Annotated in this window: 18 protein-coding genes; 2 read left to right on the top strand and 16 right to left on the bottom strand. The window is 33.7% G+C overall.

The window, feature by feature from the left end:
- Positions 1-48: 48 nt before the first annotated feature.
- The 16 genes from MY04_RS22340 to MY04_RS22265 all read right to left on the bottom strand — a co-directional run bounded on the left by MY04_RS22340 (position 49) and on the right by MY04_RS22265 (position 21,826).
- On the bottom strand, positions 49-2,022 hold the full coding sequence (locus tag MY04_RS22340) for an alpha/beta hydrolase family protein (RefSeq protein ID WP_066214532.1): 1,974 nt from the start codon (positions 2,020-2,022) through the stop codon (positions 49-51).
- 149 nt (positions 2,023-2,171) lie between these two features.
- Positions 2,172-3,173: an NPCBM/NEW2 domain-containing protein gene (locus tag MY04_RS22335; RefSeq protein ID WP_066214530.1), complete on the bottom strand. Its 1,002-nt coding sequence runs from the start codon at positions 3,171-3,173 to the stop codon at positions 2,172-2,174.
- Between the two features lie 361 nt (positions 3,174-3,534).
- Positions 3,535-5,751 carry a glycoside hydrolase family 36 protein gene (locus tag MY04_RS22330; protein ID WP_158297855.1) on the bottom strand — a complete coding sequence of 739 codons (2,217 nt, stop codon included), beginning with the start codon at positions 5,749-5,751 and terminating at the stop codon, positions 3,535-3,537.
- 159 nt (positions 5,752-5,910) lie between these two features.
- Complete coding sequence (locus MY04_RS22325; protein ID WP_158297854.1) at positions 5,911-8,343, bottom strand: hypothetical protein; 2,433 nt, start codon at positions 8,341-8,343, stop codon at positions 5,911-5,913.
- Between the two features lie 142 nt (positions 8,344-8,485).
- Positions 8,486-12,553 (bottom strand): hybrid sensor histidine kinase/response regulator transcription factor, encoded by a 4,068-nt coding sequence (locus MY04_RS22320; protein ID WP_158297853.1) that lies wholly within the window; start codon positions 12,551-12,553, stop codon positions 8,486-8,488.
- Positions 12,554-12,803: 250 nt separating this feature from the next.
- On the bottom strand, positions 12,804-13,361 hold the full coding sequence (locus MY04_RS22315) for a WG repeat-containing protein (RefSeq protein WP_066214522.1): 558 nt from the start codon (positions 13,359-13,361) through the stop codon (positions 12,804-12,806).
- A gap of 56 nt (positions 13,362-13,417) precedes the next feature.
- Positions 13,418-14,002 (bottom strand): hypothetical protein, encoded by a 585-nt coding sequence (locus MY04_RS22310; RefSeq protein ID WP_066214520.1) that lies wholly within the window; start codon positions 14,000-14,002, stop codon positions 13,418-13,420.
- A 49-nt stretch (positions 14,003-14,051) separates the two neighbouring features.
- Positions 14,052-14,738 carry an outer membrane beta-barrel protein gene (locus tag MY04_RS22305; RefSeq protein ID WP_066214517.1) on the bottom strand — a complete coding sequence of 229 codons (687 nt, stop codon included), beginning with the start codon at positions 14,736-14,738 and terminating at the stop codon, positions 14,052-14,054.
- 123 nt (positions 14,739-14,861) lie between these two features.
- The gene (locus MY04_RS22300) at positions 14,862-15,743 is read right to left on the bottom strand and encodes a hypothetical protein (protein WP_158297852.1); all 882 of its coding nucleotides are present in this window, start codon (positions 15,741-15,743) and stop codon (positions 14,862-14,864) included.
- Positions 15,744-15,912: 169 nt separating this feature from the next.
- The gene (locus MY04_RS22295; RefSeq protein WP_066214513.1) at positions 15,913-16,449 is read right to left on the bottom strand and encodes a hypothetical protein; all 537 of its coding nucleotides are present in this window, start codon (positions 16,447-16,449) and stop codon (positions 15,913-15,915) included.
- A gap of 152 nt (positions 16,450-16,601) precedes the next feature.
- Positions 16,602-17,156 carry a hypothetical protein gene (locus MY04_RS22290; protein ID WP_158297851.1) on the bottom strand — a complete coding sequence of 185 codons (555 nt, stop codon included), beginning with the start codon at positions 17,154-17,156 and terminating at the stop codon, positions 16,602-16,604.
- Between the two features lie 94 nt (positions 17,157-17,250).
- Positions 17,251-18,060: an SDR family NAD(P)-dependent oxidoreductase gene (locus MY04_RS22285; RefSeq protein ID WP_066214510.1), complete on the bottom strand. Its 810-nt coding sequence runs from the start codon at positions 18,058-18,060 to the stop codon at positions 17,251-17,253.
- Between the two features lie 138 nt (positions 18,061-18,198).
- Positions 18,199-18,528: a DUF805 domain-containing protein gene (locus MY04_RS22280; protein ID WP_066214508.1), complete on the bottom strand. Its 330-nt coding sequence runs from the start codon at positions 18,526-18,528 to the stop codon at positions 18,199-18,201.
- Between the two features lie 125 nt (positions 18,529-18,653).
- Positions 18,654-19,157, bottom strand: a complete 504-nt coding sequence (locus MY04_RS22275; RefSeq protein ID WP_066214506.1) for a hypothetical protein — start codon at positions 19,155-19,157, stop codon at positions 18,654-18,656.
- A gap of 132 nt (positions 19,158-19,289) precedes the next feature.
- Entirely contained in the window at positions 19,290-20,495 is a 1,206-nt protein-coding gene (locus MY04_RS22270; protein WP_066214503.1) for an alanine racemase, read from the bottom strand.
- On the bottom strand, positions 20,495-21,826 hold the full coding sequence (locus MY04_RS22265; protein ID WP_066214502.1) for a D-arabinono-1,4-lactone oxidase: 1,332 nt from the start codon (positions 21,824-21,826) through the stop codon (positions 20,495-20,497). Before MY04_RS22265 ends, MY04_RS22270 begins: the two co-directional genes overlap by 1 nt.
- A 348-nt stretch (positions 21,827-22,174) precedes the next feature.
- On the opposite strand from MY04_RS22265, the gene MY04_RS22260 reads away from it, so the two are divergent.
- Together MY04_RS22260 and MY04_RS22255 are read left to right on the top strand one after the other, a co-directional pair.
- Complete coding sequence (locus MY04_RS22260) at positions 22,175-22,681, top strand: hypothetical protein (RefSeq protein ID WP_158297850.1); 507 nt, start codon at positions 22,175-22,177, stop codon at positions 22,679-22,681.
- Between the two features lie 9 nt (positions 22,682-22,690).
- The gene (locus MY04_RS22255; protein WP_066214498.1) at positions 22,691-23,422 is read left to right on the top strand and encodes an AraC family transcriptional regulator; all 732 of its coding nucleotides are present in this window, start codon (positions 22,691-22,693) and stop codon (positions 23,420-23,422) included.
- The last annotated feature ends 66 nt before the right edge of the window (positions 23,423-23,488 follow it).

Below are 23,488 nucleotides of genomic sequence, written 5' to 3'. Positions count from 1 at the left end.
TAAAATGAATCGACCTCTCTTTTTTTTAAGTCTATATATCTATCAATATCACTTCGAACCCTTATCCTTATCCTCCAACTCAACAGATTTGTCAATAGCTTGTTGGAATTCGTTATCGAAGCTAATCACTTTTTGCACGTCGGCATCGTCTCTTTTTTCGTGAGGGTAGATTCTTCTCCATTTGGTAAAATCACCACCAATCCATTTCATGGATTTCATCGTTGGTGTATCTCCTTTCCAGCGTTCGTCCGCTTTCATTTTATTATGAAGATTGAATGCTGGTGATAATGTCAATTCTGTTACCTCGTCCCAATCTTTTAGAGGTTTGCCATTATTCGTTACAAAGTCCTCCGGAGAAAGTTCTAAAGTATTGATCCCTTTGTCCTTTAGAGTAACTACCACATAATAATTCTCTTTTCTTCTCCCAGTATAATTTTGCCATGTGTTCGTTTCAATGCCCACAGCAAGTTGATTACCCTCTGCATTTGTTTCTAATTGAATTTTAAGCTTTCCGCCTTTTGGTCCCATAAAACAAGGGTCCATCAGCTTACGAGTTCCAAAGAACCAATGGTGATGGTTATTTCTAAATAACGTATACCAGTCTTGCATATCGTTAGAGAAATCGTCGATAATAGCATATCTTCTGGCGGTCGTTTTTACTTTCGCCGATTGAAGTTCATCCGGATAGGCCATTTGATATTCAGATGAAACCGTAAATAAATTGGTTTCGTCTTTTCCTGGATGGGCAGGTATCATGTGGTTTATTTTGTAAGTGATGTTGGCAAAGGCATACAATGGCTCTTTATCATCAAATACTGGGCACTCTGCATAATACTTGTTTTTCTTCTGTTTCACTTCAGCAGAATGCCAAAAACGGTTTCTGGAGTCTCTACTATATCCATAGAAAATTTCCACTTTTTCAATAGGCAATCCTGATGATTGATCAGGTTCTACTGTAAATACAGGGATATTATTTTTGGTCTTCAGCTTTAATTCTGAAGCTGATTTTTTAGGAAAAGTAAAAGTACCTTTTACATGAGCGTCCATCCAAAGGAAACGAGCAGCATGTGCTTCTTTGGTAAATCTATGATTTAAATGAGGTGCCAAAACCAAAATATTTTCTGTGGATTTTGGTAATAACGACATCCCTTTCACCACCAATTCTGTTGGGGAATTAAAATCGTTGGTTGAGCCTAGAAACAAAATAGGTGTTTTGATTAAAGGCCAAGATGATTGTGATGCAATAGTTTTTTGAAATAACGCTAAATCACTCCTCATGTGTCGTTTACTATTAGGCAAACCCCACATATCTTGATGTAAATAACCGGATCCACCTACAGATGGAGCGGCAGCTTTAATACGAGGATCATTGGCAGTCATTACCGTAGCAAAACCACCCATAGAATGTCCTTCTAATCCAATACGGTTTGGATCTACTTCTGCTCTTTCTTCCAAGAATGTAATTGCTCTTCTTGCACTAATCGAAATTTCTACCCAACTACTGTTGTAGGCATTGGGCTCTTTATACAATGTTTTTTCTGTTGGAGTGACCGAATTATGGAAACCTAATCCTTTATCTTTTCCTAAGAAACCTACAGGTAAATCGTCCCAATCCGTATTCTGAAGACCATCCTCTAAAGGCTTTTCACCCCAATTAATACTTATACATGCGTAGCCTAATTTCACCCACGTTTCCACACGAGATAATTCTGCTCTTTGTCCGCCACCATGAATATGAACAATGCCTGGAACATTTTTAGCGTCTTTAGGATAACCATAATATGCAGCCACTTTAGGGGAAGCCGATTTATTGTCGCCTTCTAATTGACCAATATCATAGACCACATATTCAAATTTTCCTTTATCGTTTTCCCAAGTTTTTAAAACCTTAGCATTAATAGGTTCGGCTTTTGGATCGTAGTTTTCCCAGATACTTTGCGCAGTTTGTTGTGCATAGGAAGTGAATTGTATTCCTACAATAGTGATTAGCAATGCCCAACACTTAAAAAGATACGTTTTCATGCTTTAATGAATTAGTCGAAAGATGATCCTAAGGATTTGATCACCATAGATAAATATATAGAAGAGGATAAAAAAAGGTTGTCGCATTCGATGATGTGACAACCTTATTTCAACATCAATTAGAAGTTGATTTATATTACAGCTAACGATTATTTAGAATCTGCTTTTGTAGTAAAGCGAGCATCACCCCAGCTACCATGATCACCACCTTGGTTATCATCAGCATCTTCACAGATAAGTGTAATTGTTTTCTTACCTTTTACATTAAAGCTCTGCTCTTCAACAGTTTGCTTACTGCGGCTGATTGTACCACTGTTGTATACTTCTTCGCCATCAATCTTAATGATCATACGAATTTTACCTCCATTAGAATCATTAGCACCTGGCGTAACCACAAAGTTTACATAATTGTCCTTCACAGGGAATACCATTGTAGAAGTAGAGTGCACACCCAAACCTTTTCTAAATTGATTTCCACTAATACTAATAAAGCCACCATCTACGCCTTCGTTGTTCATTACTCTCCAGTAAGAATCGTTGGTAGTAGCCATTTCTTTTGTAAGATATACCAAAGACTCGTCTTCTGTATATGCACCATAGTTAGGGTTTTTCAATTTAAATTCTTTTTTACCCTCAACAAAAAATGCCTCTGCCCAATCGGCGTGATCACCGCCATTATCAGCACCTTCCTCAACAATTAGTTCAATTTGTTTCGCTCCCGCTACATCAATTTGTTGTAATGTTGGTGTATATTTTTTAGTCTTACTAGAAATTGGTCCAGTAGTAAAAACTTCCTCACCGTCAACTTTAATAGACATAGTTATTTTACCATTGTGTGCGTCATCAGGACCAGGAACAACATAGAAATATTGTGCTTTTCTAGGTACATCAAATACTAATTTTGATGGAGCGTGCACGCCTAAACCTTTCTCATATTTTTCACCTTTCATAGATAATGCTTCTCCACCAACAGCTTTATCCATGTTAATTCTCCAATAAGATTTACTGCCAAAAGCTTGATCATTTTTAGTAACATACACTCTATTACCTTCCATGATTTTTACTTCTTCTGCTTGTTCAGTTTGTGCTATTGCAGCAGTTGACAACATCATCATTGAAGCTGCTGCGAAAATTTTCAAATTCTTTTTCATTTCTAATAAAATTTCGATGAAGATTTGAATAGATATTTATTATTAAAAAATAAGTAGACGTAATAATAATTATCAAATTCTATACCTTATACCATCTGTGTTATTAATTATGTAAGTTTAATACAGTTTTAAGTTAAATTATCTTCTCCTGAAGAAGACTCTAAATTGTTCGAGTTGTTATCTTCAAGGAATTCGATTGAAAGAATAATTCTTATTGACAAATATGACTGAAAAATCGATGTTCAAATGACTTATATTTTACAATCTTTTGTCCAATTCTTCATTTCTTGATAATAGAACTCTAATTTTAAAAAGCACGGGCCTAACAAAGCCCATGCTTTAGATCTATGAAATTGATTATCTATAATGCTACTTGTTTCAAAGAGAAAGATTGTTTTTCGTTCCACTTTCTATTTGATAATGACACTCTCCAAAGATTGTTACCCAAGCTTTCTACCTTCTCGATCTCACAATTCTTAGAGTTGTTGGCCTGAATCCCTTTTTCTGAGTAGAAAATGATATCGCCATTTTGTGCACCATGGTCACTTAGTTCCACTTTAATACTAGACCCTTTCACGACCATGTTTTTAATTTCGTTTGCACCCATAGAAAGGTGTAAGTTCGAACCTAATACTTGTGTCTTCCCCTCAACAAGTGGTGTAAATCTCACCATCTGAGAAGAGTTGGTCTGAAGATTTTTTGCCGTATATGTGTTCGTTGCATAACCTACTACTTCGTTTTTCCAGAAGTCGTACACTGCACATTTTGTATCTTTTGGTAAACCTGCTTCTACCAAATCGATAGATACATCGTTTCTATTTTCTTTATCCACATTGTATAGATTATATACTCCGAAGTTGCCAAATGTTCTTTCTGCATGGAAACCAAACACAGTGTTATCAGCAGACTTTCCTAGTGTTAAAAGTTTTGTTTCTTCGATCACACCTGGTCGCATGATTTCGTAATTTCTCCACACTTCTTTTACATCATCAGCATCGATTGGTTCAGAAATCATAGCTGTACCTCCTGTTAGTGCTACAGAGTTGTGCCAAGTTTTCCACATTCCCTCTTGTTGAGTATAACCTACTCTTCTTGAAGGAAGTTTAGACTCTAAGTAAGACACATCGGCATCGTTATTCCACCATACTTTATGATAGATTTGGAATCTCAATACAGATTCTAAACAGTGATCGAAGTGTGCTGGGTGAGAATCAGGACCAACTCGTGCTGCATCGATAAAACCAATTACACCTCTTGTTGGCTGACCTAAACAAGAAAGGATATACATATCGTCTCCCGCTGCTTCTCTATACAAAGTATACAACTGTCTGAACGTTTGTAATCTTGTTAACTTTGGATCTACATAATTTTGACCAATACCGTTGAAGTCAATTTTTATGTAACCAAAACCTCTCTCTCTAGCATCTTTAATGATGTTGAATAAGAATTCTTTCGATTTTGGATGCGTTGGGTTAATCCACTTTGCACCATCTGGGTGGAAAGAGTTAGGGTTCATAAACGTTTCAATTCCTTTTGCATTTGTTTGTAATGCTTCAGGATTTTCCTTCGCCCACGGATGTTCTGGATTGATCATCAAAGGAGCGAACCATACGCCAGGAGTTGCACCAATTGCTCTAATTTCTTCAGCCACTTTTGCCATACCTGAAGGGAATTTTTCGTTTGCTGACCAATCGCCATCCATTTTTTGATAACCATCGTCGATTTGCACAATTCCTCTTCCGAATGTATTTGGATTCTCTTTAATTGTTTTTGTCACGTTCATTACGTGTGCTTCATCAATTTTAGTAGTTCTATCGTACCAGCTACACCATCCGTAAACAGGATCTCTGTCTAATTTAGCATTGTGTGTAATTGCTACCCACTTTGTCCAAATATCAATACTTGTATCTTTATCATCTTCGTATAAGAAGATCATTTCTTCACTATTTCTAACCTCACCTGGCTCTACCAATACTTCATCCATACGTACTGTATTGAACAAGTTTCCTTTTCTAATGTTCACATTACAATGTGCGTCTGCTGGTCCAACTGGGCCTACTAAAAATGATTTCCCATTTTCTGTATTGTAAGCCAAAGCCACCTCTTTATAACGCGTGTTTAACTTGTCTAAAGTCTCCGCATGCTTATGCTCCATTAATGGAGTGATTAACCATTGTTCTGGCTTAGATAAATCTACTGTTCCGGCAAAACCTCTTTCAGTATCGAATAAATCAAATACTCTAAGATCTACATTTTTATTACTCTTATTATGGAAGTAACCTTGGATAGTATAAGCCTTAATGTCTTGAAGTTTTCTGATATGTAACTCCAATCCAAAACCATCCTTTTCGAAATAAGCTTTTGATTGTTCTGCTTTACCAAAAGGAGTATCCACAATAGATTTTTCTACTGATCCTTTCACAGGTGTATGACCCAAACCGATTCTTCTACTCTGACCGTCTATATCATAAACAACGGTAGAGGTACGGAAGAATTTTTGCATTTCTTCTTGTGCAAAAATAGAAACTATAGGCAGCATACTAAGTAGTACGACAAAAAGTATTTTGTTTCTCTTCATTTCATTAAAATTAAAAAATAAACTTCTTTTGATTGAATCTGATACAATATTAGTGCGTTTATATCATTTCAATTTGCTCATATATTACATTTCTTACTTTTGATCTGATAGTATCAAAAAAGAGAAAAAAGGGCTTTTTTGATGCATAATCAGCAATATTTATGGCTCTAAACTTTCATCCATAGGAACGGAGTAGGTCACTTCCCATGTCTTGGTCTCTGCATTATAGTCGGTCTGCCAATAATCGTTACCAAACTTTTCTTGTTCCTTTAAATTTACCGAAGTTCCATTTTTTGTAATCACAATATTGAAGTCTCTATAATTGGAAATATTCGATATAGTGATGGGCACATACCCTAACCCATTTGTAATATCCAAGATCACTTCATCATTTTCTGCTTCTACTTTTATTGGATTTCTACGAAGTAGTTTTCCCTTTTTTAAAAAGATCAACTGAGTGTTTTTATGCGCCTCTCTATACATTGGTTCCCAAGTATTGGCTTCTTTCGATATGAAATTTTTGAAGGCCTCATTGTCTCCATAATAACTATTTGATTCATTAGGCAGAATACATAACTCAATAGTCATATCAATTCGATCTCCTTCGTTCAATTCTTTGATGTGTAACGGTAGATTCAATTCCATTAAAGTGACTGGCTTTTGAATTCTTTTGCTGTAATGCACAAACGTAGAAAACTGTGGCTTTACCACTTTTCCATTAATAATAATAACCGTCTCTCTTAAAATTAAACCTCTATTGGCCCACGTTCCATAATTCTGAAGATCATAATTTACTGCATCGTGCATACTAACCCATGGGGCTGCCCCAGGGGTATTGATCTCCTGAACCACATAACCCAATTTATCTTTTCGGTTTTTAATTTCTTTTAGCAATCCATTTTCGTTACCAAAAGCAAATTTATTCTCGTAGGAGTACGCGTAGGTTTCCGATCCAAACTGAGCAATTGCCAATCGACTAAATTCTAATTTAGATTTTACATCTAACTCGATATGATAATATGCTTTTACAAAATCGTTGGTACGCATTAGATGGGTCGTTAATTTATAATCGGCTTCATCATTTGCTGTGACTCCTTTATAACTCACTTCCGTTAAGTTAGGGCAGTTACGTATGTAATCGACTTTTACCTGCTTTATGTTTTTTCTATTTCCTTTATCATCATAAAAACGTAAAAAATCACCTCCACCTACATTTGGTGTCCAATTGTATTCTTCAGGTTCTTTGATATTTGGTTGGGTACTTTTCACAAACAAAGGTCGAACATCTGTAATCATAGATTCTGCAATACCACCGTAGGGTTCGTAACAAATGTTCTCTCCAAAAGCACCAATAGCCGATTCTTCCCATAACTGATGACTCGCTTGGTTTTCTTTTCCCCAAGAAGTAAGGGATAATTGACTATGGGAAGCGGCTGGTAAAGTTCCCCAAAAACCCGTTACTCTACTCAGTTCTAATTCCACTTTTTCGTTTGGAGGAATGGCCACAATAGTAAATCCTCTTAACCAAGGACCTTTAAACTTGTGCTTATAATCGTTGTGCCAGTTTTTTGATATTTGAATGGGAATACCCGTTGGAAATCCTTGCTTATCTCTCAAAATCAAAGAGGCTCCAGTAATATCTTTTACCACACCTTTTTTCTCAAATATCACTCGCTCAAACTGTATTTCATCAGTCGGATTCTCAAAGACTACTTTGGTGCGTTCCATTCCAAATTTTGATTCCATATTTCCACTCATAGAAATGACAGTAGCTTGTCTTTGTGGATCTCTAAAGCTTTCTAATGTTTGATATGGAGCATTCTTATCATTAGCATATACCAATAACTTCCCTGTATAGTAATTCTGAATTCTTCTCTGGAACAATGCAGAAATAGACTTATTTGATAATGGAGAAGAAATCGAAATCACCCCTTTTTTATAAGAAATACTGTTATTTTCCTTGTTCGATGTTAAATCCCAAGTCACATGATTATCACTTTGAATCTTTATTTGAGAACTATTATCTGCATTTACTTCATAATGAGCTTCAGGCAATCTTAACTCAATTATTAAGGACATCTCATCTTCTGGAAGTAAATATTCATCATAATCTAATGTAAAAGAAAAGGCATCGTTCCATGAAGCGATTTCCAATCCAAATCTAAACAAAGGACCACCATCCTCTAGTTTAAGATCAGATATATAACGTCTTTGATAGAACTTGCCACCTTCCACCCAATCACCAATAAAGTCTTTGGATACCTCGTTTCTTATCACTTTATATTTCTCTCCGTTATACTCCAAATACATCGAAAGGATATCATCATCTTCCTTTCCCACTAGATCAGACAGTTGATATAACTTTTCATATGAGGCGATACTTCTGAACCTCGTTAATTTTAATTCGCTTGAATTAAATCGAAGAAAATGATGATTGGTTTGAATATAGAACTCTTCCGATTTCTCTAACACCTCTGGGAAATACATGTACGTATTCGTATGTGCAAAATCCCATAAGGAAAGTGGCAATTGCCCCCAGCCTTTGATAGATAATAATAGAAATAATAATGTAAAGTAGATGTTTCGTTTCATTTCAAATAAGAGTAGTTTACCCATTCTGTAAGATGATGAACAGAAAAGGCGAGTAGTTATCAAAATTATTTTTTGTAAAACTACCCGCTTTAAATGATTCTCTTTAAACGATTTATATCTAATCGTTGCTTTTTACTATCAATTATACCATTTGTGTTCTTTCTTCTTTTTTCTTCTTTTTGAATTCCGCCGGCGTTAAACCATACTCCTTCTTAAACGCTTTAGTGAAGTAACTCTGACTGTTAAATCCAACGTTATACATTACCTCTCTTACGGTAATATTCTCATCGTTACTTAATAAGTGAGACGCTTTTTCTAAACGATACATTCTTAAATATTCGTTGGCTGTGATGCCCGTAACCGCTTTAAATTTTCTATAGAATTGGATGTACGACATATTTACTTTAACCGATAGTTCCTCTACAGTAAACTCGTCGTTATCATAATCCTCTTCTAAAATCTTTTTGATGTCCTGAAGGAATTTTTCATCTTTTGTGAGTACTTTTTCTTTGTCAGCACTCATAATAATGTTCTTCTTAAGAATCTCTCTCTCCTTATCTTTCTGAGAGATAATATTGTTAATCTGTAGCTCCAATAAGTATGGAGAAAACGGCTTACCAATGTGTAACTGTCCCCCTTTTTCTAAGGCTTTCTGTCTACTTCCCAAATCACTCATTGCGGTTAAGAAAATGATTGGTACATGACTTGTCTGTACATTTTCTTTTAACTTCTCTGCCAATTCGTAACCATTCATTTTTGGCATATTGACATCCAAAATAATCACATCAGGCGTATTTTTTAATGCGGCTTCTAATCCATCGATACCATTTTCTGCGGTGTGTACTTCATATTCATCATGGAAAAGATTTTTCACCATCTTAAGGATCTCCACATTATCATCGACAATCAATAATTTATGTTTATCTCCTTTAATTTGTGCTTTATTTTGATCATCAATAGTCACATTTTCTACTTCTTCAATAATACCTTCTGATTTATCAAATTCTGGATGCAGAAGAGGAATACAGACCGTAAACTTGCTTCCTTTTCCTTTTTCACTATCCACTTTTATAGTGCCATGATGTAGCTTAAGAAGTTGTTGTACCAAGTTTAGACCAATACCACTGCTTCCAAATAATGTCTCCTCATTATCACCTCTATAGAATCTATCAAAGATTTTTTCTGTTTCTTCTTTGTCCATTCCAAGGCCTGTATCCGAAACTATCAATTGAAGTTCATCTTCTACTTTATCAATTGAAAAAGACACTTTTCCACCTTTTGGAGTATACTTAAAGGCGTTAGAAAGTAAATTAAACAAAATTCTTTCCATGGTACCTTTATCGATCCAACCATTTATCGGCACATGTTTCACATCGATGTTATAATCAATTTCTTTGTCCTTGGCATAGTCGTGGAAAGCTTCTGCTGTTTTAGTCACAAAAGGCGTGACATCATGGAAAACCGGATAGATCTTCATTTCACCCTCACCTATTTTTCTGAAATCAATTAGTGAATTGGTAAGGTTCAATAAACGTTGACCATTGGTATTGATATTCTCCACATATTCCTTTAAATCTTCTGGCAACTTCTTATCGTACGTCAGCTTTTCTAGTGGACTTAAAATTAGCGTAAGTGGTGTTCTTAGTTCATGACTGATGTTCGTAAAGAACTTCAACTTCGCCTCGTTGATCTCTTTGATATGTTCCTTGTCTTTCTTTTCTAGTAAGATAGATTGCTTTAATCTGAATAGATATCTAAGATAGAAAATCACTCCTACCACTACAACAGCTAACAACAATGTATAAACAAGGTACGCGAAAGTTGTTTTGTACCATGGTTTTAAAATAGTAATCTTTAATCGTTTAATTTCTGTGCTTTCCACTCCATCACTATTCGAGGCTTTAAGTTCGAAAGTATAGTCTCCACTTGGCAACTTCACAAAATTGGCACTTTGCTGATTTTGCCCTGCCTGAATCCACTTTTTATCCACCCCAAGCATTCTGTAAGAGTATTGGATACCATTTTTAGCATTGTATTGCATGGCACCAAACTCTAAGTTAATTTGATTCAGATCGTAAGGAATAACAATTTCTTCTGTCTTATAAATAGGCTTCTGAAGTAATGTTACTCCCTCGTACTCCATCAAAGGATTAATTTCTTCATTTCTGATCTTCAATTTCAGAATCTGAGGGCGTGGTACGATTTCATCGTCTTTAATATCCAATGGATTGAAAGCGGTTATACCTCTAAGATTTCCCATCAGAATTGTACCATCATCCATTTTAAAATAAGCATTTCTTCTGAAGTTATCCGCCAACAAGCCATCGCTTACATCGTATACTTTTATTTCTTTTGACTTAGGGTAAATCTTTGCAATTCCACCGTCAGTAGAGATCCATAAAGATTCGTCGGTTCCATCTACAATACTGTAAACTACATTGTCTGGCAGACCATCTTTTTGAGAGAATAGCTCGTACTCCACCACTTTACCATTTTTGAATCTGCATTTATAAAGACCGTCGCCAAAAGTACCTACCCAAAGCACATCTTTCTCAGACTTAGAACGGTGCATCACAAAAATTCTACTCATATAGAATTCTGCTTCTTCGTTATCCGTAACTTTGTTCACCTCGAATGTATTTGCAAGTGACAAATAGAACAATCCCTTATTGGTGCCTAAATAAAGTCCTTTATCATTATCATTTAATATTTGAATGACCATGATATTCTTCAACAAATCTATATTCTTGATTAAGCTATTAGCCTTTGTTACTTGTTTAGTCTGCTCATCCAAAAGAAAAAACTGACCATAAGCATAGATAATTAACGTATTATTGATCTTCTCTACAATATCAACATAATAGTTAGAATGTTTTGTCTGTGGAAAAATACGTTCGAAGTTTCGGTGGTCCTCATCGGTTACATACAGGCCAGTCGATGTAGAGATGTATACTTTATCATCAATTTTCTTGATGGAAGAAATAGAAGTATTTTCAAAATAGGAATCAAAATCTATCTTCTCTGCATTCTCAAGTTTAAATCTCTCTTTACTGATATTCAAACCTTTTTCATAATGCCCTACCCAAAGTTTCTGATTTTTATCGATAAAAATAGAATTGATAAGGTTAGATGAAAGGCTTTTTGGTCTGTAGTAATTATTCGAGATATTATGGAAAGGTTTCTTCATTGGATTGAGGATACTAATTGATCCATGCCCCGTAGCGAACCAATACGTCCCAGAATCATCCAATAGAATATCGTTAATAATATTACTTGATATTGACGACTTTTCTACTGTGTTGTAATAATGATTAAATTTCTTTGTGTGTGTATCGTAAGAGAAAACACCATCTGCATGGGTAATTACCCAAACAATACCATTTTGATCAATTTTAACTTGTTTGATAGAAGCATTTTTAAATGCAGCTTCCTCTGCTTTGATTGCTAAAGTATTGACCAATTTGATTTTCTCCCAATTCAGTTCAAATTCAAAAATCTTTTTCTTAGAAGTGATGTACAATTTATCGTTCACCAAATCTATTGCACTAGACCAAAAACCATTCTGATGAAGATCAGTTGCCTTTAAAGTATACTTTTTAACATATTCTTCTCCATTATGCTGAAAAACTTCTAACTCATTATAATTTAAGAGATAAAGTTTCCCATTTTTTACATTTACTGAATGATAATGTACTCTTGAATGTTCAGTCTCTTTAATGACCTCTGAACTCAATTGGTAATGCTCTCCAATAGTCACCTTATGGAGTTTGTGAGTCGTCAATATCAATAATTGCTTATCATCTATTGATTGAATTTTTTTAATCCTTTCATCAGGAGCAATCAGTTTATTAAAATTCTTTGGAGTGATAAACTTCTCGGTGTTCAAATCATACAATGACAACCCTGTAGAAGTCACCAACCATAAGTGCTCGTTAGCGTCTTCGAATATCGATTGAATCGAACTATTTATTAAAGTATTTTCTTCACCCGGCTGATGGATAAATGATTTGAACTCATTTCCATTATATCGGAATAATCCATTGGGTGTGCCTAACCAAATAAATCCAGATTTATCTTGATGTATAGAAGACACTGTATTTTGATTCAGCCCATGGATATCGTATATCCTATCAAAACGGTTGTTTTTTAACTCTGCATTTACTGATATATTAAAGCAAAGCAGTAGTAAAAGTAGATTTAATTTATTCATTTCTTTCAGTTCGTCGTCAAAAAAATAGGTCAAAGGATGGTTAAACCCTTGATAGTACCTCAAAATTGCAGTATTTATAATTACCGTACTAGTTTGCTTATATCTTTCATTAGCTCAAATCTTACATAAGCAGCGTTTTTTTGTTAATGAGGACGTTGTGAACTGTATTAGAGATAAGGTAAAGAAAATTTACAGGGCTATTTCGCTTTTTTGATTATTCTGATGGAGAGAAGAAATGATAAAAGTGCAATTACTCTATTGTATTACCTTGTTTGTCAATTTCAAACCATTCATCACTTTCAACTCTTCTATGTTCATCTAGATCTATATATTCCTTTGCATCATAAGTTACTTCAGCAATACCGTTTTTAAACCAAGTGGCATAATCATATTGACAAGGAATAACCACTTTCCCATATTTATTTGAAAACCCCATTTTACCATTTCTTGATACTCTTAAAAGTCCCTCATTAAAGTCATCTGGACCATTATCAAACATAACAACATCAAATAAAATATTTTGATGCCGATCTATGGCTATTGTTCTCCCATACGTGCTATCATTAGGATGTTCCAACACATTAGCAAAAAACGTTAGTGTATCCGTTCCGAAATAAGCATATTTCCCAAAAGGAATGATGGTATCACTATTTACATCTACATAGGCTACTTTTGCTCCAAACTGTAAATATTCTTCGTTTGTAACTGCAATTAAAATTGAAGCTGAAGTAGTATCTGATTTTGGTATATTGTGATACTTATAATCTGTTTGTTCTTTATTGATGTATTCTTTACAGGAAATGAGCATTAGAATACATATGATAAATATTAATTTGTTAATTATTTTCATGTTTTGAAGCTATCTTAATAACTACTCAAATCCGTTAACTTAGATTGAAGCTCTAAAATCCCCTTCCTTTCACTCTCATTTTTAGAAGAAGTCAATTTTTCTTCCAACAATAAATATTCTTTTTTATAATGAAGAAATTTCTCAGTTGTGGTAAAATCTAATAACCAAGTTTTAAAATCAGACAAATCGTTTTTCTGTTGCAATTCTGTATAAAATTCTTGGATAGCATCAAGATTAAAATGGGTGCTCGTTACATATTCAATTGGAGTATCTATGAAGATATTAAAGACCACTGGATCATTAAAAAATGTGGTTAATACCATTTTCTCTGCTTCCTTTTTCTTTTTATTTTTAAAATAGATAATTGAAGACATTAACCAAAGGGTAGGAAAACCATAATCATCCGAAAAATTTTTTAGAAACCATCTTAAATAAGTAGCTCCGCCTTTATAGTCTTGAATTTTTAAATAAAGTTCAAAAGGTGCATATCGAAGTCCTCTTCCATCATGATATCCACCGAAACGTCTTCTTTCATCAGCAAGTGCTTTACGTATCTTTTTTATTTTATTCTGTACTCTTTCTATTTGTTTTGGTGTCATAGGATCTTTACTTAGAAAATCATAAAATATTCTATTTCAAAACTAATAATTAAAAAATCTGATACCCAACTTGTAATCGATAAGTAAAGTTTCTATTAGAGTAAGTAGTATTAAATTCCGAGAATTCATCAGAGTATTCAGTACTAATATCTCTGTATAAACCATAATCCATTGATGCATTTACAATAAATCTTTTCTTTTGATACCCAACTCCAAAATTTAAACCATAATCTAAATTTCTCGAGAATGAAGTTTTTTGTGATTCTGAGGGCTCTATTGGTTCTGATACAGCATTTAATACCATTTCAGCATTAGAATTATCAAATAAAAGTACATTTAAGTAAGGTCCAAAAAGGATATAAATAGAAGATGTCTTTAGATCAAATTTATATTTAAAATTTAATGGAACTTCTATGTGATACTCTTTAGTATTTATATTAAATCCATTACGTCCAATAAAACCAAGATCATCAGGCAGATAAAAATCAGATTCAAGATATTCTCTTTTATAGGCAAACATCAATTTTGGGAAAAAAGAGAATTTATTTTTTATTGGAATATCTTTTGACACCCCAATTTGATATCCCAATTGGTATTTTGTTGGAGCGATATGATTCTCTTTTGGTTGATTCAAATCTGATAGATTGGTTCCTGCTTCGATATAAAAACCTTGTGCGTTTGCTAGATTTGAAAAAAGAGTAACTGTAAATAATAAAAGAAGAAATTTGTAATTCATAGTTAGATTTTGATTAGTTAATCTGATTCTGCTTATTTTAAATAGTTGTAATAAGTTTCAAACTTATACAATTCATAAGTACGTAGTGACGACTACGTCTTAACACTACGAACAGTAATAGATTTATTCTAAATCATAAATCTGCTCAACATGATTCATTTTACTTGCCATATGATCAAATACTTTGTTTGTTTTTTTATTTAGCACAATATGTTTTCCAAACTGTTTATTTCCTAGCCAAGAAATAAAATAAATATCCTCATCTATTTTTGTTACGTTTGTTTGATACTCTTTCGGTTCCCCTCCATTAATACTCACTTTTGTTATTTCATCTAAAACTTGAATATGTACAGTTCCAATATCATTTTGATATTGAATAGTATAATTTAAAAGATCATTTCGAGCATCTTTATTTGCTTGTATCAAAGGTTTTTTTGTCTCAAATATGGTCGGCAAATCAAACTTCATTGTATTCAAATTTAATTTTGTAACCATATGAAGCATAGAAATAGGATCTCCTTCAGGGTATTTACAAGATGTAGAAGGTCCACAAAGAACTGTCCCGTGTATCATTTCAAAATCTGATGGGCTCTCATCATTTGCATTACCCGAACGAAGGTGAGCAAATACTTTTTTACTCTTAAAGTTGACGACCACATTATCACCTCCGTTATCGCCAAATACCCAAGATAAAAAATAGATATAATCAGAAACCTTAGTAATTTGAGGTTCAACCATAGATACTATTCCATCAAAATATCCACCGTAACCTCTCCACTTTATCTTATTATCATAAATAGCTAGTCCAAATTTACCGAAATCGACATATTCATACTCAATAAATTTCCCTTCTAAATCTCGATATCCCGAACCAGACACATTTTTTTCTGCTACGGCATTCATAATCTGATCTTTAGACAATGTTTTTTTAGTACTAAAAAAGGCTAAATAAATGCCTATACTAATCGTTGCAAAAATTACTAAAAGAAATATTTTTTTTCCCATTGTATAATTCATCTTCCTTAAATTAACACTTTTGGGAAATCTATTCTAATATGATCTTGTATTTTCTATTAAAAAAAAACTATTCAATCATAGTTATAAGTTACAAACTTATACAATGCCAAAGTTCGTAGTGATGACTGCGTCTTAACACTACGAACAGTGTATTTTATTAAAGTAACTTATTTACGTCAGTGTTTTTTAATCCTAGACTCAACAATATCTTTTGATTTTCATCATGTTTATCTTTTTCAATATCAAGTGGTTCAGTTAAAATCAAATGATAATACTTACTATTATAATTAAACAAGTACGTAGTTTGAATCAACCTTGTCAACTTACCTTCTTTTTCAACCGAAAATCTTTTACATTTTGTCTTATTTAGATAGGTATCTTTAAGGTTCTCAGTCAATAAATTATTACTATCTAATAATACAGTATTGTAAAGTGCATCTACATATTCTTCAAAAGTTTTGATCCCATAAAAACTGGATTGTACGGAATCTGTATTTTGTAGAAGTATACTCGAACCACCTCCTTCTAAAAGTGAAATATCTGCAATACCAAAATCAATAGAATTATCATTAATTTCAGTCCAATTAGAAGGGTAATCTAATGAAACGCCAACGCTTTCAAAAGTTAAAGTCGTTATTTCATTATCACAACTAAAAAAATAAAATGACAGAAGTAGGATTAAATAGTTTTTCATTCTGTTTAGTTTTATATATCAAAAAATTGTTTGCTACGTTAAAACTCTACTAATATAAGTTTAAACGATAATGTATTAGTAATAAGTATACAAACTTATACTATGCTTTTGTTCGTAATGACAACTACGTCTTAATACTACGAACAGTGAAGTTAATCAACCGTCTCAAAACTTAGAACATCCATCTTATCGTCATTCCCAAATTTCAATTTTATTCTTGTTGAGTCTTCATCATATGATACTGAGGCTTCTTCAATATTATATCTCCAATAGGTATTATAGTCTGTTATTCTTTTCTCGAAAATGAATTCCTTTTGGTAAACTTCAAATTGAGGAGGTCCTAATACCCCAACAAAACGAGTTTGAACTTTAAGCTGATCATCTTCATAATATATTTTGTCTACAGGTATAAAAAGTTGACCTAATATAGAAAATACGATAACAGGTCCTAAAAAGGGTATAAACGTAAATAATGATATTCCTACTGGCAAAAAGGAAAAGCCCTTAAAATACCAAAACTCCCACTTTTTCATAGCTTCTTTTTCTGCAATTAAATGAAAAAAAATCCCACTTAAAAAAAAGAAAAGTATGATAATTCTAGAGGTCCATATCCCTCTTAAACCTATATTATAATTGATGAATAATACAACAATAATTCCAGTTACAAAAAAAGAAAAATAATGAGCTAACTTTAAGTGAATAGACACCTTATGTGATAAATTAAAAGGCTTATTTGTGCTCCAATAATATAGAAATAAACTATAGAGCACTGTAAATAGCATAGTAAGAAAGATGTGCATCTTATTTTTTCTTTTTCATTATCACTCTTATCACCAAATCACTTACCCAAATATTCATCGATGGAAAAATGCCCTGAGATATTGCTACAAATTTTGCCTGAAAGCCAGGTGTGATCATGTACTTCTTTTTTGATAAACCTTTCAACATCATCTTACAAGCATACTCTAGTTCAAGATTCCCTGCAAATTGCTTGAGTACCTTCGCTACTTTAGGGGATTCTAATCTTTCCTTTTCAACTAGAGGTGTGTCAATTTCTGGTGGACAAGCTACTGAAACATTTACACCTTCTGGCTTCCATTCACTTCTTAAAACACCTGCAAATCCCAATGTGGCAAACTTTGAGGCGGAATAGGCAGAGTATCCATAGTTGGTAACAATACCTGCTAAAGATGCAATGAAGAGTATTTGTCCTTTCGTCTTTTTTAAATAAGGAAAAGACACTTCAGCTACATTACGACTTCCAAAAACATTGACGTTGATGGTTTCTTTAAAATCGTCTTCAGAAAATTGATTAAAGGCGACACTTCTACCAATCCCAGCAGAATGAATGACTACATGAGGATCGCCAATAACTGATTGTGCTTTGGTAAACCCTTCTTTTACACTATCAACTGATGTCGTATCTAAAGAGATTGCAACAACACTATTATCATTGGTACTTTCAGATAGTTTGCTTTCTATTTCTGATAAGTTTTTTCTTCCAAACACCACCACATTAGCTCCTGACTTCAGCAATTGCTTGCTCATTTCAAGCCCTATACCACTTGTCCCTCCGGTTATATAAATGTTTTTGTTTTTGTAGAATTTCATGAGAAAGAGTCTTTCAGTTTGAAGAAAAGAACAATCAATATGACAAATGCAGAGAGAAATTGTTTGCTGAAAGTGTGATGATAGTTTACAAAAAAAGTATAATGAGATAATTATAATCCCATTATACTTTTTGATACATTATATAGTTTCTGATTTCGGATCAGCTCCATACTCGTTATCACCATGATCTCCTTCCTGTATAGTAAGAATAAGATTGTAAATAGGAATAAGGATGTACCAACCGCTCTTACTCACATCATGCATTCTTCTTACCGCAACACCAATTGCAGGTAATAATACCAACAATGAATAAAGGTTAGCCAATTCTGGATAGCCCAACATGCCACAGATCATTCCGCAGACAAAAGAAATGATTGTATTGATTAGAACGAACATCCAATACTCTTGTCTTCTTGCACGTCCAGTAAAAGTGGCGTAGTTCTGTAATACTTTAAAATAATAGTGCATTTTTTGCTTTAGTTTATAAAAAATAAGAGTTAAAAAAATTGTTTTTGTTTAGATGTGAATTTAACAATTAAGACCTGTTTCTCAAAGTTTATTTTTAGTTAATCACTCTTGAGAACGTTAGATGTCTAACACTGAACTTCTTTCTTTAATTCGGAAGTGTATTTTGTGATTGATGTATGAGAAAACCCTTCGATAATTAGTATGCCTAAGAATAAAATGGCTACTGCATAAGATACCCCTTTTAATAAAGGCATATTGATGAATAATATGATAATCAATGCCGCCACTATAAATGCTGTGAATGTAAGCTGATAGAGTAAAAAATCCTTATCCACTTTCTCCATACGTTCGTACTCAAATTGGAGAAATTCTGTTACATCTCTCTTATAAATAGCTTGTGAGCTTAATTGTGTTTTATTGCAAAAACTATAATAAGACATACCTCCTACAAGAATCAATATTCCAGAAACCAATGCTCCCCATTTCATACCGGTGGACATTGGGGTTTTAAGGACAAAAAATGTAAAGATTCCAGCCAATATCACCAAAATAGAACCTAGAATAATAAAGTTAATTCCCACCCACTTTTGTGCTGAAGTATATGCCTCCAAAGACTGTAAAATATTCATATCAAATTAATTATATTTCAGATTGTTTCTACTACAAATTTATGGCTATAAAGAGATGTATGCTAAATACAATTTACTGATATTCTTACACAATTCATCGTTTATCTATAGTGTTATCCAAAGAGTTGTTTTTCAATTATTATCCATCAACTCCCACTCATCTACGATTTTTTGATTTTTAATGACCACCAACTTACCAAATTGTAAAAACACAAACTCACTTTGATGAGGGCGTAGAAAGACAAAATCATCCACTTCTAAATTTGTATTTTTGGGTGCATTGACCATCGTTTGGTTTGTCGATACACCATAGAGTTTATTTTCTTCCAACTGTTTTGGATAAATATAGTCGGCCTTCCAATATCCACCGTAAATGAAAAAAGATTGTGCATTTTTCTTATTGATGAAAGGCATAAACTTTTTCAATTTCTCTAATCCGGGAATAGCAGTTCCTTTCATTTTTTTTAGAACAGGTGTGGCTATAAAACAGGCCGGCTGATAATTATGCAAAGTAGGTATGTCGAAGGTAGTTGGTTTAACAAAACAGGAACCTGCGGCAATATCATTTAATGGTGAAGAGGCTGAATTGTGTAGACTTGCCGTTGGGCTACCTGCTCCGTTAAAAGTGAGATGATCCTTCCAAAGTTGAGGGAATTTTTCGCGTACCAAGGTCTTACATTCCTCATAGAATTCGTTACTCCTTTTTAAAGAGTATTTTTGAGATCGTATGATCGAAGGAATTTTAACCACATGCGGGTCATACCCCATAAACCCACTAAATTCTATTTTATCAGAATGCTCACTTATGAGAGTTAGCGTTTCACTCAATGCCTCTAGTGAGTGGAAACCTCCACGATGTAATCCAATATTGATTTCTAAATTTAAGCGAAGCGACTGACCTAATTTCTCTGCTAACTGTAAATACTGTAAAGCCCTTTCTTTGGTATCAATAAGCCATTGTATTTGAGTAAAAGGATTGAAATCAGGGTTGTTTTTTGAAATATTTTTATAAAAATAAGCTGCTGTTTTTACAGGCATTGGCTTGCCTATCAAAATGTCTGCTTGATGATCTAACTTGCTGGCCAAATCACTTAAAAAAGGTTGATGAAAAACCATATAGCGATTGGTTTGCATTTTATTCGCTATGTAGGCAATCAAAGGATAAGAAGGTAAAGACTTCACCACTATACGAAGGTGTGCTCCTGTCTTCAAATCTTTTTGTAATAATTGGATATTTTCATCAATACGATCAAGATCAAGCATTAAAAATGGTATAGCTCGATTCCCTTCTTTCAATATAGAATTAAGTAATTCGAAATAGTTATTCTCTAAACCCATTATCCAATAATTTTCTTTAAATACGAATTCGTGAACATCCCATCTGGGTCTTCATTTTTTCTAACAGTATCAAATTCCATGAATTTAGGATAGAGGTCTGTTACATCTTTCTGAGTAATTGTATTTAGTTTTCCCCAATGTGGACGACCGTCATAGGCTCTAAAAATTGACTCTAAAGCCTTGAAATATTCTTTGTAGTTCTTCTTATTGTAAACATGACAAGCAATGTATGCTGAATCACGACCAAATGCTGGACTCATAAAAATATCATCTTGTTTTACCCATCGATTTTCGATTGGAAAATGAATAGGATACTTTTCTGAGTTCACCAACCTTATCACTTCCTTCATCACTTCTTGATAGGCTTCTGCTGGTACACTGTACTCCATTTCAGTAAATTTTACTAACCGCATGGTGGCATATACCTTATGACTATGGTTTAATTTTTCCATCGTAGGGACAGATTGAGCTATGATTTTCGAGACCAATTTATTTTGGGAGGGAAATAATCTAGCAAATTCACATAATCCCTTAAATGTATAGTTTTCTAATAATAATTCGGAGAGGTAGTTTAATAGATTGTCTTTATCGGGCTCTCCGCTTTCGACTATGTTAGAAGATTTAGTCCACACCGTTTCGGTATAGGGGAACCAATAATATTCAAAGTTTCGGTTAACCGTATTCCTCTCCTCAATGCTGGATAATATTGTATTGAGGTCTTCTTTTCTATTTTTGATGAGCAGTTTATAGGTTGGAACACATTGTAGTGTCACCTCAGTGATGATCCCTAATGCACCTAAAGAAACTTGAGCAGCTTTGAATAACTGAACGTCTTTTTCAAGCGAACAGGTTTTAATTTCCCCTTTGCCATTAATCAATTTAAGTGATATGACTTGAGTGCTGATGCTTCCAAAAGAGGTTCCTGTTCCGTGAGTTCCTGTACTAATTGTACCTGCAATAGACTGAGAATCGATATCACCAAGATTTTTCATGGCAAGTCCTTCTTTCCAAAGAAGTTCTCCCAATAGTTTTAATTTGGTTCCTCCTTTTACAGTCACTTGTTGTTTATCTTTATCAACATGTACTAGACCCTGATAATTATCTAGACTCATCAAAATCTGGTTCGTCTGACATAAAGCACTAAAAGAATGCCCTGTTCCTATTACTCGAATAGTACTTCTTTGGTTGGCTGCTTTTAAGACTATTTTTTGGATTTCAGTTTCTGTGGATGGAAAGACAACTTGTATGGGATTAAATTCAACATTCCCTGCCCAATTACTTTTTAGTTCTAGTGTATTTAACTGGTTTTCATTTTGATCGAGCCTAAACATTGAAAATTTGTTTTAGTGTTTATCAATTCATTTGCTCAACCAAAATACTTAACAAGTTTAAATGATCAAAGTTAAAAGTAGACTATTCTAATTTAGAATACGATAAGAAATAATTAATTCAAACAACGGGGGTGAAACAATTTACTACTCATTTCTAGGATAAAATTTATAATTGATGGGTAGAAACATAATAACTTAATGTAGGTTAGAAATTTATTCTCCTTTTCATCATTTATTCAACACAACTTCTATTGAACTTTGGTATTAAGTCGCGAACTCTTTGAATATGTTTTAGCCCCTTTGGTATCTGCACAGCTTTTTCTAACAATCCTTTTGTACTTCATAGTTGTGAGAAAAAGAATTTCGGCTGATTATAGATTATACCTTCTTTTTTTGGGCTCTTTTGTTCTGTTTTTAATCGGAAGAATCTCTTGGGTATATTCCTCTGAGGTGGAAGCCATACTTGTACTTTATGCAAGAATGCTGCTTTTATTAGGTATTGGTATTCCCTCCTTACTCATAGCCACTTCGAAACAAAGTGGACTCCCTGCCACACGAACGTTGTATGTTCTACCCTATGGAATTGGTGGAATATTAGCCATTGCATACATTTTATTTTACGACTATGGTTCTTTAAGGTGGTTCTTTAATGAGTCCGCAGAAGAAGTTTTTAATGGTATTAATGCTGCCCATCAAATTCAGATCATTGGGGCGATAGTTCAATTAATAATTCCATGCTCTTTATTAATCATCAAAGAGATGATAGGAAAACGACAATTGAAATTATTATTGTTCCTTTCTGGTGGACTTATTTTTGGTTTGAGCTTAGTGATTGGCGTAGGAACGAAACCTTAGAATATTGGTTTGTATTATATCGCTTCTATTCCTGTGGGGATGATGTGGATTTGGGCCGTATTCCTTGATATCAAAGATATGAAAGGTAAAGTGGGTTTGCTCAAAGAAGAATTGCAGTTGGTGATTAAGTCGAATACAAGTGAGAAAACCAAAGATATACGAGTATTGCTAGAAAACTTAGAAGGTGTATCACATGGCAACTTAGATGTCTACAAAATGCGTATTCGGGAAATTTTAAATATGCTTACCGATACCACTATTGAGGCTGGCGGTGATACCGATTCTTTACTTCAAAGAAATGTAGATAAAACCAAAGCAATCCAACACAGTAAGGATGCGACCCAGGTGAAAGAGATTATTTACAATGAAGCGGTGGAACTTTCTGAAATGATATCTGATATTCCACAGCAGAAAAATGCTTTGGCGGTGAATAAAGTGGTCGACTATCTTAAAGGGAATTTCTCAGAAGATATTAGCGTAGACGAAATCGCTAGGATGGCTGGTTTGAGCAAGGCACATTTAATGAGGGAGTTTAAAAAGAACATTGGTCAGACGATCCTTCAATATCAGACAAAACTTAGAATAGAGGCTTCTCAGCACTTATTAATTGATCAAACTGTAACAGAAACAGCCTATCAAGTAGGGTATAATAATCCGAACTATTTTAGTACAGTTTTTCGAAAAGTAACAGGGTTTAGTCCTATTGAATTTCAGGAAAAAAATAGAAACACCACTTTGTAAGTTTCTGATTATCAACTAAAGCATTTATTTTAAGATGCTTTAAGCACAATTTTGAAGATCTTTAAA

The sequence above is a fragment of the Flammeovirga sp. MY04 genome (genome assembly GCF_001682195.2).
Taxonomy (GTDB): domain Bacteria; phylum Bacteroidota; class Bacteroidia; order Cytophagales; family Flammeovirgaceae; genus Flammeovirga; species Flammeovirga yaeyamensis.
Note: the sequence above shows the minus strand (reverse complement) of the source record. Positions and strands in the feature narration are given on the sequence as shown.